This is a genomic window from Corallococcus sp. CA049B, assembly GCF_003611685.1.
Classification (GTDB): Bacteria; Myxococcota; Myxococcia; order Myxococcales; family Myxococcaceae; genus Corallococcus; species Corallococcus coralloides.
In genome coordinates this window covers 1-13428 of record NZ_RAWC01000080.1, presented here as the reverse complement: position 1 = coordinate 13428, position 13428 = coordinate 1, and the positions used below count along the sequence as shown (strand labels likewise).

The window sequence follows — 13428 nt, the reverse complement described above, 5'->3', positions numbered from 1 at the left end:
TGTCGGGGCGCTCCCTCGCGTCCGCATCCCGGGCCTGCGGGGGCCTGCCCGCTCGCTCGCCTCAAGGGTGGTCCGGGTGCATCCGGTGCCGCCACGTCGTGCGCTGCGAGGTGAAGCGGGGGTTCTCGAAGAGCTTGATCAGCACCATGCCCGCCACGAACCCGCCGATGTGCGCCCACACGGCGACGCCGCCGGACACCTCCGGCCTCAGCGTCATCAGCTGCGGCAGGCCGGTGATGACCTGGAGCACGAACCACCACACCAGCACGGCCCACGCGGGGATGGGGAAGACGCGGATGAGGATGAAGATGATGAACAGCATGTTCACGCGCACGCGCGGATAGAGCACCAGGTACGCGCCCAGCACGCCCGCGATGGCGCCGGACGCGCCCACCGTGGGCACCGGCGACGTGGGGTCCACCGCCACGTGCGCCGCCGCCGCCACCAGCCCGCACACCAGGTAGAAGACGAGGAAGCGCAGGCGCCCCATGCTGTCCTCGATGTTGTTTCCGAAGACCCAGAAGAACAGCACGTTGCCCAGCAGGTGCCCCCAGCTGCCGTGCAGGAACATGGACGTGAGCGGCGTGAGGCGGTTGATGGCCTCGTTGTCCACCACGCAAGCGAGCCCGTCCCCCAGCGGCACCGCCTGACCCAGCGGCGCGCGGCCGGTGAGCTCTCCGGGCACCATGCCCAGCTCGCAGACGCTGGTGGCAAGCCGCACCACGTTGAAGCCCGCGCCCTGGAAGAACACCCAGGTGAGGCCCATGGCCCCGAGCAGGAGGTACGTCATCACCGGGGTGCGCAGGGTCGGGTTGTCGTCGCTGATGGGAATCATGTCCGCCCGCCAGCATGGCCCCGCCACCGGCCCCCCGGACGGCTTCGTGTGTACGGATGTGCGGCGCCGGACGCATCACCGGAAGGCGGCCGGGCTCTAGCCAAATGAAGGTTGCCCGGTGGAGGTAACCCTCTCCCGGCCGGGCCTGGACTTGGCTTCCAGGCCCGCACCGGGCGAAATTCCGCAGCCGTCTTCCCTTTCATGGAGTCCGGAGCAATGAATCCCTCGAAATCGTCCCGCGCCTCGGCGCTGCTCGTGGTGTCCGTCCTCGCCCTCGCCTTCAGCGGCTGCGCCGCGCGCCGCCAGCAGTCGTACCTGGAGGACAAGGCCATGGGGCACGTCTACCGCAAGCCCATCGCGGAGGTGTGGCCGGCGGCCCTGGCCCTGGTCAAGGAGAAGGGCTTCTCCGTGACGAACACGCAGACCGGCTTCGAGACCACGACGGAGTGGCTGATGACCAGCGCCCCGTCCTCGCTGGGCACGTCCTACGCGCGCTACCTGGTGCGCGGCTTCGAGCGGGGGCCCGGCCAGTGCGCCGTGGAGTTCCGCCGCCAGGACCGCTCCGAGTCCCGCGCCGCCGACAGCACCGACGGCCGCGCCAAGGAGACGGGGGAGTCCTCGGTCGGCGCCGGCAACTCGCAGATGCGGCGCGACTCCGAGCTGGAGTGGGAGCTGCTCCAGAAGGTGGACCCCGACGCCGCCGCCGCCCTCAAGGCCGAGGCGAAGAAGATCGAGTAGTCCGCCGCACCGCTTCCGGGCTGCCGCCCGCGCGACCCCCAACGTCAGTCGCGCAGCGGCAGCTCCACGGTGAGGCCGTCGAAGGCCACCTCCACCGGCCCCTTGAACGCCTCGCGCGCCTGCGTGAGCAGCCGTCCGGGGTCGGTGTCGTGGCGGCTGGACAGGTGGGTGAGGATGAGCCGCTTCGCCCCCGCGTCCCGAGCCACCTGGGCCGCCTCCCGCGCGGTGGAGTGCCGCGTCTCCAGCGCGCGCGCCTGCTCGTCGTCGGAGAAGGTGGACTCGTGCACCAGCAGGTCCGCGTCCTTCGCCGCCTGCACCAGCGCCGGGCACGGCCGCGTGTCACCGGAAATCACCAGCCGCCGCCCGGACCGCGGCTCGCCCAGCACGTCCTCGGGCTTCACCACGCGCCCGTCCGGCAGCGTGATGGATTCGCCCTTCTGCAGCTTGCCGAAGGACGGCCCCTCCGGCACGCCCAGCTCCCGCGCCTTCTCCAGGTGGAACCGCCCCGGGCGGCCGTCCTCCACCAGCACGTAGCCCAGCGCGTGGATGCGGTGGTCCACGCCCACCGCCTGCACGGTGTAGCCATTGCGGCGCACCGTGTCCCCGTCCTTCAGTTCGTGGATCTCCACCGGGAAGGCCAGCGACTCCAGCCCCAGGTGCACGGCCTGGTGCAAGAGCCGGCGGGCGGGAGGAGGCCCATAGAGGTGCATGGGCGCGGCGCGGCCCATCATCCCCAGCGTGCGCAGGAAGCCGATGATCCCCAGGTAGTGGTCGGCGTGGAAGTGCGTGAAGAACGCCGCGTCCACGGTGAAGCCCGTGCCGAAGCGCACCATCTGCCGCTGGGTGCCCTCCCCGCAGTCGAACAGCAGCAGATCCGCGTCCGCCTTCACCGCCAGGCCGGAGAGGCCGCGATGCAGCGTGGGCTGTGCGGCGGAGGTGCCGAGGAAGGTGAGCCTCAGTAGGGACATGCCAGCGCTTCCCACGTCGAGAGTGGCCTCCTCGCACGCGCGGAGTCCGTCCCGCGGCGCGCGTTCCCGGGGCATTTACCAGGGTGCGAGGGGGCGTGCTATGCAGCCGGCCCTTTCGGACCCGCCCCCATGCCTGATTCCCTGACGGTCGGCCCCACGGCCGACCCCCGCCGAGTGAAAGCCCAGGACGGCCGCCTGCTCACCGTCCCTGACGGCTGGGCCCTCCTCCCCCCCGGCGACGCCGGCCTCACCCGCCGCGTGAAGGCCGCCGGCCCCTCCTGGACCGTGGTGGAGAAGGTGGGCCGCAAGCTCTTCTCCCGGGGCGTGTGGGCGCCGGAGGCCCACATCGTCCACGCCAGGGCCGCCCTGGAGGACGAGCGCGCCACCCCCGCCTACGCGAAGAAGCTGGCCCAGGGCCGCGAGCGCCGCGCCAAGGAGCAGGCCGAGTACGAGGTCGACTTCGCCAACGCCGTCCTGCGCTTCCTCGCCTTCAGCCCCGCGTGGCTCCCCCACGCCAAGCGCCTGGCCGTGATGGTCGCCGGCCACGCCACCCCCGTGGGCAGCGGCACCGTGGCCCGCACGGAGCGCATCCCCATTGAGAGGCGCGCGGAGGCCGCCGTCATCGCCTGGATGCGCCACCAGACCACCGGCTACGACGACATGCGCATCCAGCGCGTGAAGGGCGCCCGCCGAGAGGTGCGCCGCGAGCTGGCGGAGGTGTCCCGCGCCATCCTGGACCTGCACCGCCGGGACGCCCCCCACGCCCCGCCCGCGTGTCCGCTCTGCTCCGCACTCCTGCGCCCTCCGCCGACACGCCCCTCGGATTCCTGACCCGGCGTTCAGCAACGACTGTCCTATTTCTGACCGGCGGGTTAGGAATGCGTCCGCCATGCCCCGCCCCGCCGACCCCAAAGCCCGCAGCGCGCTCATCGCGTCCGCGCGGGCGGAGTTCGCGAAGCGGGGCGTGAAGGGCGCGCGCATCAGCGACATCACCGCCGCCAGCGGCCTGTCCAAGGGCGCCTTCTACCTGCACTTCCCCTCGAAGGAGGCCCTCTTCGCGGCGCTGGTGCAGGACTTCCTGGAGGCGCTGGAGCGGCTGACCACGAAGCGCATGTCCTGCATGGAGCGCTTCCGCGCCGACTACAGCGGCCTGCCGGGCCCCGGGGACGTCGCCACGCGCTCGGAGCGCTACCGCGACTTCCTGCGCATGGAGGCCGCGCTCGACGTGGAGATGCTGGAGCTCATGTGGGAGCAGCGTGAGCTCGTCACGGCGCTCATCGTGGGCAGCCAGGGCACCGCCTTCGAGTCCGTCATGTGGGACGTGGTGGACCGCGAGGTGGAGCGCATCGCCCGGGAGTTCCACCACCTGCGCGGCCAGCATCCGGACACCCCGGACGTGGACCCCAGCCTCTTCGGCTCCTTCATCGTGGGCACCTATCTGCTGCTGGCCCGGCGCATGGGGCGGCTGATGCAGAAGCCGGACCTGGCCACCTGGGCCGTGGGCCTCCAGCGTCTGATGCACGAAGGCTCGCTGCCCCGCGAGGCCGTGCCCGCGACGCCCGCCGCCCTCGCGCGTCCCTCTTCACCGCCTTCCACGCGCCGGCGCCACGCCCGCGCGGACCACCCGCACCGCCCGCCAAGGAAACGCCCGTGAAACCGTCCACGAAGCCCTCCACCTCCCGCGCCTTCACCGCCCTGGGGATGGCCGCCGCGCTCGCGCTCTCCGGTTGCGACAAGGCGGACGCCGCGTCCTCGCCGCCCGCCGTCCCGGCCGCCGGCCAGGAAAAGCCGGCGCCGGCCGTGAAGGTCGTCTCCGCGCGCGGCGTGCAGGCCTCGCAGTCGGAAGAGGTGACGGGCACGCTGTACCCCGCCCAGGGCCTCCAGGTCGGCTTCGAGGTGGGCGGCCGCCTGGAGACGGTGCGCATCCACAAGGGCCAGGCCGTGAAGAAGGGCGACATGCTCGCCCAGCTCAACTCCGAAATCGCGGACGCGCAGGTGGCCGGCGCGGAGGCCGCCGTCGCCGCCGCGGAGGCCGCCGCCTCCATGGCGAAGGACGCGGCCGAGCGCACGGAGAAGCTCAGCACCGGCGGCGGCGTCAGCGACCAGCAGCACAAGAACGCCGTGGCCGCCGCCGCGCAGGCCCAGGCGCAGGTGATGGCCGCGAAGGCGCAGCTGGCGCAGGCCCGCGCGTCGCGCCGCCGGCACGACCTGAAGGCGCCCTTCGCGGGCACGCTGATTGAGTCCCCGGACCAGACCGGCGCCACGGTGGGGCCGGGCGCGCCCCTCTTCACGCTGGAGCAGTTGGACACGCTCGTCTTCCGCACCACCGTGGCGGAAGGCGCGCGCGCGCTGCTCAAGCCTGGCACCAAGGTGCGCGTGGCGGCGCTGGGCAACGGCGCGTCCACCGACGAGGCCGTGGTGCGCACCATCCTGCCCTCCGCGGACCGCACCACCCGCCGCATCCCGGTGGAGATCGCCGTGCCCAACGCGGACGGCCGCTTCGTGGCCCACACCCTGGCGCGCGCCATGCTGAAGCTGGGCGAGACGCAGGAAGCGCAGCTGCTCCCCACCACGGCGCTGTCCTCCTCCAACGGGGACCACGTCCTCGTCGTCAGCGACGGCACCCTCCAGCGCGTGGACGTGCAGGTGCTGGAGCGCCGCGACCGCGAGGTGGTGGTGCGCGCCGCGGCCGTCCTCCAGCAGGTGGTGGACTACCCCACGCCCTCCCTGACCCCCGGCACCCGCGTCTCCGTGAAGTAGCCGCAAGCCGCCCCTTTTCGCCGCGGCCCTCCTTCGCGCGCGGCGTGCGTGAGCTCTTCCCATGATTCTCAGTGACGTTTCCATCCGGCGGCCGGTGTTCACGGCCATGGTGTCCCTGCTGCTCATCGTGCTGGGCGTGATGGGCCTCAAGCGCCTGGGCACCGACCTCTACCCGGACGTCAGCTTCCCCATCGTGGTGGTCAACACCCTCTACAAGGGCGCGGGCCCGGGCGAAATCGAGACCCAGGTCATCAAGCCCCTGGAGGACGCGGTCGCCGGCATCAGCGGCGTGGATAAAATCCACTCCTTCAGCCGTGAGAACTTGGGCACCGTGGTGGTGTCCTTCACGCTGGGCACCAGCCTGGACACCGCCGTACAGGACGTGCGCGACAAGGTGGGCCAGGCCGTCAACAAGCTGCCCACGGACGCGGACGCGCCCATCGTCAGCCGCGTGGACCTGTCCGCCGCGCCCATCCTCACCTACGCCATCTCCGCGGACATGAAGTCCCAGGCGCTGCGCAAGCTGTTGGATGACCGCATCAAGCCCGCGCTCGCGCAGCTGTCCGGCGTGGCTGAGGTGCGCATCACCGGCGGCGACACGCGCGAAATCCAGGTCGACATCGACCTGGACAAGGCCCGCGCGGTGGGCATCGCGCCGTCGCAGGTGTCCCAGCGCATCGCCATGGAGAACCTCAACCTGCCCGCGGGCCGGCTGCAGGTGGGGCCCAACGAGCTGACCGTGCGCGCCATGGGCGAGTTCCGCAGCGTGGAGGACCTGCGAAAGCTGCCCATCGCCCGGAGCAGCACCGGCGCGCAGGTGCGCCTGGAGGAGGTCGCCACCGTCACGGACGGCGTCGCCGAGCGCCGCACCACCGCGCGCCTCAACGCCCGCGACGCCGTGGTGCTGGAGATCGTGAAGCAGCCGGGCTCCAACACCGTGAGCGTCAGCGACGCGGTGAAGAAGACGCTCGCGGACATGACGCCGGTGGTGGGGCAGGGCTTCCAGGCCACGCTGCTCATCGACCAGTCGGACCTCATCCGCGCCAACACCCACGAGGTGTGGGTCGCCCTCATCTTCGGCGGCCTGATGGCGGTCCTCATCATCCTGATGTTCCTCCTGGACCCGCGCGGCACGTTCATCTCCGCGCTCGCGCTGCCCACGTCCGTCATCGGCACGTTCTTCGTGATGTACGTGCTGGGCTACTCGCTCAACCAGATGACGCTCTTGTCCCTGTCGCTGGCCATCGGTCTGCTCATCGACGACGCGGTGGTGGTGCGTGAGGCCATCACCCACCGGCTGGAGCAGGGCGAAGACCCGATGAGCGCCGCGTCCAACGGCACGAAGGACGTGGGTCTGGCGGTGCTCGCGACCACGCTGGCCCTGGTGGCGGTGTTCATCCCCGTGGCCTTCATGCCCGGCATCGTGGGTCAGTTCTTCAAGCAGTTCGGCATCACCATCTCCGTGGCGGTGCTCATCTCGCTGTTCATCTCCTTCACGCTGGACCCCATGCTGTCCGCGCGCTTCGCCAAGGCGCACCAGCCGGGCGAGCAGCGGAACGAGCCCGCCGTCTTCCGCGCGCTGCGCCGCTTCCTGGAGGCCACGGAGTCCACCTACGCCCGCATCCTGGGCTGGGTGCTGCGCCACAAGTGGACCACCGCCGGCCTCACCGTGCTGGCGCTGTTCCTGTCCTTCGGCGCCGCCAGCCGCCTGGGCGTGGAGTTCATGAGCGCGGAGGACCGCTCGCAGCTCCTCGTCGAATTGCAGCTGCCGGACTCCTCCAACCTGTCTCAAACGACGGAGCGCGCCGCGGAGGCGGAGGCGCTGCTCAAGAAGATCCCCGAGGTCACGGACATCTACACGACGGTCGGCCCCAACGGAGACGTCTACAAGGCGCGCCTGCGCGTGCTCACGGTGGGCAAGGACCGGCGCACGAAGAACATCGGCACCCTGAAGGAGGAGGTCCGCGCGTTGCTGGTCCCCAACCTGGTCTCCACCTCCATCACGCTGTCGGACCCGCCGACCATCGAGGGCCTGGGCGACTGGTTCCCCATCATGGTGCGCGTGGTGGGCCCGGACCTGAAGCGCGTCAACGAGGAGGCCGAGCGCGTCGCCGGCATCCTGCGCACCCTGGGCACCTCCGACGTGCGCGTGGACGCCAACCCGGCCAAGCCGGAGCTCCAGATTCAAATCGACCGCGCGCGGGCCGCGGACATGGACCTGTCCGCCGGGGCGCTCGCCGCGCAGCTGCGGCTGGCCATCGACGGTGACGTGACGGCCAAGCTGCGCGAGGGCACGGACGAGACGGACATCCGCGTGCGCCTGCGCGAGGAGGACCGCGCCACGCCGGAGCGCGTGCGCCAGTTGATGATCTCCACGCCCAAGGGCCTTCACCAGGTGACGGACGTGGCGGAGGTGTCCCTCAAGGACGGCCCCAGCGTCATCGAGCACGAGAACCGCGAGCGCCAGGTGGCCGTCGTGTCCCAGTTGGCCAAGGGCGCCGCGCTGGGTGACGTGGCCACGAAGCTCAAGGCCGCCATCGCGGAAAAGCCGCTGCCGCCCGGCTACGCCATCGTCTACGACGGCCAGATGAAGAGCCTGGATGAGCAGAACAGCGCGTTCAGCATCGCGTTCCTGCTGGCCTTCGTCTTCATCTACATGGTGCTCGCCAGCCAGTTCGAGTCCTTCAAGCACCCCTTCACCATCATGGTGTCGCTGCCGCTGGCGCTCGTGGGCGCGCTGCTGGGGCTCGTCGTCACGAACTACCACCTGAGCATGGGCGCGATGATTGGCGTCATCCTGCTGATGGGCCTGGTGACGAAGAACGCCATCCTCCTCATCGACGGCGCGCTCCAGCACCTGCGCGAGGGCGACTCCGTGGACGAGGCCCTGCTCAAGGCTGGCCCCCGCCGCCTGCGCCCCATCCTCATGACGAGCGCGGCCATGGCCATTGGCATGGTGCCCACCGCAGTGGGCACGGGCACCGGCTCCGAGTTCCGCGCCCCCATGGCCATCTCCGTCATCGGCGGCGTCATCACCTCCACCTTCCTCACGCTGCTGGTGGTGCCGGTGGTGTTCGCGGCGATGGAGAAGCTGTCCTTCCGCAAGAAGCAGCCCCGCGCGCAGGGCCCGCACTCCGCGCTCCCCGTGGACGCGTCCGCGGCGCACGACCGCGCGGCCTGAGGCCTGACGGCCGGAAACAAGAAGGCGCGGGTGACGGTGCCGTCACCCGCGCCTTTCATTTGAAACAAGGGGGATGAAACAAATCCCGGGTGGGCGTCTTCCGCTTCGGGCCACCGGCTCCGGGCCTTGCCGGAGACGGGGCGTTCGCGGGCGTCCTGCCCGGGAGGAGCAGCTCTAGCGAGCGGCCGAGAAGCCTTCGCCGTTCAGCAGGCGCACGCGCGCCTTGGCGAGCTGGTTCTGCGCTTCCTCCAGCGACACACAATCCACGGTGATGTCGTCGTTGGGGGATGCTTCCGACGCCACGCGGGCCGTCTGCAGGCGCGCGATGGTGGAGTCCGACACGTGCGCGCACATCGCGCAGCCATTCTTGCGCCCGTGGTCGACGATTTCGGAGAACAGCTTCGCGGATTCCGGCTCCAGCGGGCGCAGGCCCCGCATGTCGGCCAGAACCAGGTGCCGCCCTCCGCCGTAGCTGTCCGTGGCCTTCTTGTAGACGGCCACGTACTCCTTCATTTCGTTGGGCCGCATGAAACCGCTCATGCGGGCAGTGATGGTCCGACGGCTGACATCGTTGGTGACTTCGAACATAGGTGCGCCCTCCCTCGCAGCATCAAAGCCTAACAGACGTCTTTCGGACTTTCACCAGCCCCCCCGTCATTCCCGGCGGGGTGTAAGGTTTGAAAGGAATTGCGTGTTATTCCTTCTCGGTAGGTTGTAAAAATGAAGAAGCCCGGCCCGCGTGAGCGGAACCGGGCTTCCGTGCTCTGGGTCTGACCCGGAGCGGGTTGCAATCAACCCACTGCGCGGACGTTCTGCGCCTGCAGGCCCTTGGGGCCGCGCGTCACCTCGAACTCCACCTTCTGACCTTCCTGCAAGGTGCGGAAGCCGTCCATGTTGATGGCGCTGTGGTGGCAGAACACGTCCTCACCACCGCCGTCCTGAGTGAGGAAGCCAAAGCCCTTCGCATCGTTGAACCACTTCACCGTACCAGTAGCCATGAATCGTCTTCTCTTTGTTGGGTGGGGCGCGGCACCCACCGCCCGGGAGCGGCCGGTCCTCTCGAAATGTGAGGGCCTGAGTGCGAACGACAGTCTGCCCGGCGGGAAGGGGTGGGTGGAAGCCCCCCTGCTGAGCAGCCAACAGTTCGCGGGGTCGCCGTCTCCCCTACCCACTGCTGGCACAGGCAGGCGGGCGTGGGGCGGGGGCCGCTCTGGCGCCCCGGTGTGAGGGCGTGGCTACCGTTGCTTCGCAAGGCCACGACGGCCGGCAGAGGAGTCACGTCATGTACGAGGTCCGAGGCCCCGAGCCCCTGCTGCCCCCCGTTCCTCCGCGCTCGGAGGGCGCCGTGCGCCGCGAGTGGCGCCGGATGAGGGACCACAGCGCGGCGGCGGGCATCCTGTCGCGTCCGTTGTTCGGCCGGCTGCCGCTGCGCCGTTGGGTGTCGCAGGACCTGCACTCGGTGCTGGACTACGTGGGCGGCGCGGCGCTGGTGGCGGTGGGGAATGCGTCCGGTGACAGCAAGGCGAAGGCGGCCGGCTGGGCGCTGGGCGGGGCCGCGGTGGGCGTGTCGCTGTTCACGGACTACCGGCTGAGCCTCACGAAGCTCATCCCCATCGAAGCGCACGAACTGGCGGACTACGCCTATGGCCTGGGCGCGGTGCTGGCGCCCTTCGTGCTGGGGTACGCGAAGCGCTCGCCGGTGGCGGCGGCGCTGCACGTGCTCCTGGGCGTGAAGGTGCTGGCCGCGTCGCTCGTCACGGACTACCGCTGCCAGACGGGCATGCACCTGGGCGGAGAGCTGGTCACGGACCCCGAGGGCATCGGGGCTTGAGGCGTAAGCCTTTTGGGCGATGAGGGCCCTGGCGTAACGATTCTTGGAGCCGGATAACGATTTTGGTTACGTTCTCCTTCTGGAGAACGATTTCTGGAACCGTTCGGTCAAGCCATCCGTGCACGCCTGGGCGTCGACCTTCCTCCCAAGGCGGAGCCCATCGGTTACGCCCGGATCATCCTGGCGCACGAGCTCGTCGTGCTACCGCATCACCAGGTATCCTTCGTCGCGCCAGGAAGCGGGAAACGCGAGCGCATCGAGGGGGGACGGAGCATCGTCCTCTATCCTCCGACCTACGCGCCGGAGCCAGGGCTCTTCCATCAGCTGGAGTTCGCGCTCAAGTACGAAGGGGTATCGCTCGAAATCCTCTCTGCCCTGTTCGAGAAGGTGCCCCGGAAGACGCTGGAGCCACGGCTCGTGGAATACATCCAGCAGCGGCCCACCGGGCAGTACTCACGGCGGCTCTGGTTCCTCTACGAGTTCCTCACCGGAAACCGCCTGGACCTGACGGATGCGGCCAGCGGCAACTACGTTCCGTTGCTGGATTCCCAGATGTACTTCACCGGCACGGAGGAGCGGAGCCGGCGCCATCGCGTCATCGACAACCTGCTGGGCACCGTGGACTTCTGCCCCATGGTCCGGCGCACCGGGAGGTTGATGCACCTCGCCAGCCTGGACCTGGCGAAGGAGGTCTCCCGGCTCATGGGCGAGTACGACGAGGACGTGCTCCGCCGGGCCATCAACTACCTCTACGCCAAGGAGACCCGCTCCTCGTTCGCCATCGAGCGGGAGAAGCCAAGCCCGGACCGCACCGAGCGTTACGTGGCCCTCCTGCGACGGGTTCCCCAATGGGACACCTTGGATGAAGCGGCGCTGACCGCCATCCAGAACCAGACCGTGGATCCTCGCTACGCGGAGGCGGGTTACCGGCAGGAGCAGAACTACGTCGGCGAGACGGTGGGACTCAGCGACCAGAAGGTCCATTACCTTCCGCCCCGTCCCGAGGATGTCCCCACCCTCATGCGCGGACTGCTCGCCAGCCTCGAGCGGATGGCGAGGGCGCGTGTGGACCCCATCGTTCAAGCGGCGGCGGTGGCTTTCGGCTTCGTCCTCATCCATCCATTCCTGGACGGAAACGGGCGCCTGCACCGCCTGCTCATCCACTACATCCTGTCGCGCTCGGGTTTCACGCCCCAGGGGCTCATCTTCCCCGTCTCCGCGGTGATGCTGCAGAAGAGTTCCGAGTATGACGCCTGCCTGGAGTCCTTCTCGGTCCCGCTCATGCAGCAGGTCGACTACACGCATGACGAGGACTGGCACGTCACGGTGAAGGGGAAGACCGGCAACCTGTACCGTGCAATCGATTGCACGCGGATGGCGGAGGACCTCTATGCGTGGACCGCGGAGACCATCCGCACGGAGTTCCGCAAGGAGCTGGAGTTCATCGTTCGCTACCGTCAGGCCCGCGAACAGATGGAGCGGGTGGTGGACATGCCGGACCGGCAGTTGAACCTGTTCATCCAGGTGGTCCTCCAGAACAAAGGCAGGCTCTCCGCCACCAAGCGCGCCTCACACTTCGAGCTCCTCACCGACGAAGAGGTTCACGCGCTGGAGGCCATCCTCCAGGAGCAGTTCCTCAAGGGCTCAGCTTGAGCAGGAAGCCGTCCTGCAGCGGCCGTGACGGTCCGTCCTCCGGCATGGACCGGTTGAAGCCTCCGGCGAGCAGCACGCCTCCGGTGGCGTCCACGCTCACCGCCCGGGCCTGGGCCACGGTGCCGGGGCTCGCGAACCCGCGCACCCAGAGCGACGTGCCCTCTTCCGGCAACAGCTTCGCGACATACAGGCCCGGCGGCAGGCTTCCCCCGCCCAGGGCGAGACCGCCGTCGTGGCCGCCCGCCACCGTCAGCTGGCCCGCGTCGTCGGTGGCCACCATCGGCGCGCCGGTGGGGAAGGTCCGTGCCCACTGCTGGCCGCCCTGCGCGTCGTAGGCCAGGAGGAAGCCGTCGCGCGAGTCCGCGCGGTGGAAGGTCTTCTGGAAGTACAGCCGGCCGCTGAAGCCTCCACCCACGAAGACGCGGTCCGCCCCCACCGCCACGGACACCGCCGTGCCATCCGTGCCGCGCACGTCATGACTCCAGACGTGGTCGCCGTCCCGGGTGAGCTTCACCACGAAGGGCGTGTGCTGGCGCACGGTGACGAACGTGGCGTCTCCAAACGACACCGCCCCCGCGTAGCCGCCCACCACGTGCACGTCGCCAAAGACATCCACCGCCACCGCTCGCGCGGAGACCTCGCCCTCGCCTGAAGGCATCCACACGCGGCTCCAGCGCTGCTCACCCCTGGGGCCCACGCTCAACGCGAAGCCCGCGTGCCTGCCAGGGGGCGTGCGCTTCAATCCCTCTCCCAGGTCGCGCGCGCCAGCGAAGTCCCCCACCAGCACCGCGCCCCCGTGGTGGTCGGACGTGACGCCGTTCACCGCCACCGGGCCCTCACCCGGCAGCGAGCGCACCCAGTCCAGCGCGCCGCCGCCGTCCAGCCGGGCCAGGAACGGCCCCTCCGGCAGCGTGGCGCCGTCGCGGGTGAAGCCCGCGGACATGCCCGTGAGGAAGATGTTGTCGGAGGCGTCCACCGCCAGGCCGCCCACGCGGGCGCGCGCCTCGTGCCCGGGCGTCCAGCCCCGCGCCCACTGCAGCGTGCCCTCCGACGAATACCGCGCCACCAGCAGGTGTGGCGCCACGACGTTGCGATTGAAGGGCAGGGGACCCGCCCCCAGGTCGATGGGTTCTTGATAGGTCGCCGCCACCAGGACGTCCCCGTTGGAGGTCACCACCGCGTGCGGAGCCTGCAGGTCCCCAACCATCAGGGTCCGCGACCACACGTGGGCCTCCACGCCCTCTGACGCTACCCGTCCACCCACCTCGCCGAGCACCGGGATGCGCGGTGCCGTGGCTCGGGCTTCCTCGCACCCCACGAGAAAGAGCCCCCCCACGAACACCGCCATCCGAATCCACGCCACCGCCGCCACACCCAGCACCGCGCACAGCACGCTTCCGTTGAACAGGCTCTTCATGACTTGGGGTCCCCTCGTTGATGTTGAAGGCGGCCGGCCCACGTC

12 protein-coding genes are annotated in these 13428 nt (G+C 69.9%); 7 read left to right on the top strand and 5 right to left on the bottom strand.

The features are described 5' to 3' along the window. Positions 1-61 precede the first annotated feature (61 nt). Positions 62-835 carry a rhomboid family intramembrane serine protease gene (locus D7W82_RS19100; protein ID WP_120619717.1) on the bottom strand — a complete coding sequence of 258 codons (774 nt, stop codon included), beginning with the start codon at positions 833-835 and terminating at the stop codon, positions 62-64. 216 nt (positions 836-1051) lie between these two features. Between D7W82_RS19100 and D7W82_RS19095 the strand changes: the two genes are divergently transcribed. Beyond that, the gene (locus tag D7W82_RS19095) at positions 1052-1573 is read left to right on the top strand and encodes a hypothetical protein (protein ID WP_120619716.1); all 522 of its coding nucleotides are present in this window, start codon (positions 1052-1054) and stop codon (positions 1571-1573) included. 44 nt (positions 1574-1617) lie between these two features. Here the strand turns inward: D7W82_RS19095 and rnz are convergent, their stop codons facing one another. Continuing rightward, entirely contained in the window at positions 1618-2541 is a 924-nt protein-coding gene (gene rnz / locus D7W82_RS19090) for a ribonuclease Z (RefSeq protein WP_120619715.1), read from the bottom strand. Positions 2542-2670: 129 nt separating this feature from the next. Between rnz and D7W82_RS19085 the strand changes: the two genes are divergently transcribed. From D7W82_RS19085 to D7W82_RS19070, 4 genes are all read left to right on the top strand, one after another. Further along, a complete protein-coding gene (locus D7W82_RS19085) occupies positions 2671-3372 on the top strand; it encodes a DUF2293 domain-containing protein (RefSeq protein ID WP_014393429.1) in 702 nt (233 codons plus the stop codon). Positions 3373-3430: 58 nt separating this feature from the next. Then, positions 3431-4195: a TetR/AcrR family transcriptional regulator gene (locus D7W82_RS19080; protein ID WP_120619714.1), complete on the top strand. Its 765-nt coding sequence runs from the start codon at positions 3431-3433 to the stop codon at positions 4193-4195. Continuing rightward, entirely contained in the window at positions 4192-5301 is a 1110-nt protein-coding gene (locus tag D7W82_RS19075; RefSeq protein ID WP_120619713.1) for an efflux RND transporter periplasmic adaptor subunit, read from the top strand. The genes D7W82_RS19080 and D7W82_RS19075 overlap by 4 nt, the downstream gene beginning before the upstream one ends. A 61-nt stretch (positions 5302-5362) precedes the next feature. Continuing rightward, positions 5363-8482 carry an efflux RND transporter permease subunit gene (locus tag D7W82_RS19070; protein ID WP_120619712.1) on the top strand — a complete coding sequence of 1040 codons (3120 nt, stop codon included), beginning with the start codon at positions 5363-5365 and terminating at the stop codon, positions 8480-8482. 174 nt (positions 8483-8656) lie between these two features. On the opposite strand, the gene D7W82_RS19065 is transcribed toward D7W82_RS19070, so the two are convergent. Beyond that, positions 8657-9010, bottom strand: a complete 354-nt coding sequence (locus D7W82_RS19065) for a hypothetical protein (RefSeq protein ID WP_223739411.1) — start codon at positions 9008-9010, stop codon at positions 8657-8659. A gap of 263 nt (positions 9011-9273) precedes the next feature. After that, positions 9274-9480 (bottom strand): cold-shock protein, encoded by a 207-nt coding sequence (locus D7W82_RS19060; RefSeq protein ID WP_120619711.1) that lies wholly within the window; start codon positions 9478-9480, stop codon positions 9274-9276. A 284-nt stretch (positions 9481-9764) separates the two neighbouring features. On the opposite strand from D7W82_RS19060, the gene D7W82_RS19055 reads away from it, so the two are divergent. After that, positions 9765-10313, top strand: a complete 549-nt coding sequence (locus D7W82_RS19055; protein WP_120619710.1) for a hypothetical protein — start codon at positions 9765-9767, stop codon at positions 10311-10313. 198 nt (positions 10314-10511) lie between these two features. Continuing rightward, positions 10512-11966 (top strand): Fic family protein, encoded by a 1455-nt coding sequence (locus D7W82_RS19050; RefSeq protein WP_120619709.1) that lies wholly within the window; start codon positions 10512-10514, stop codon positions 11964-11966. On the opposite strand, the gene D7W82_RS19045 is transcribed toward D7W82_RS19050, so the two are convergent. After that, on the bottom strand, positions 11950-13383 hold the full coding sequence (locus tag D7W82_RS19045; protein ID WP_233587796.1) for a hypothetical protein: 1434 nt from the start codon (positions 13381-13383) through the stop codon (positions 11950-11952). The two genes, D7W82_RS19050 and D7W82_RS19045, sit on opposite strands and share 17 nt — an antisense overlap. Between the last annotated feature and the right edge of the window lie 45 nt (positions 13384-13428).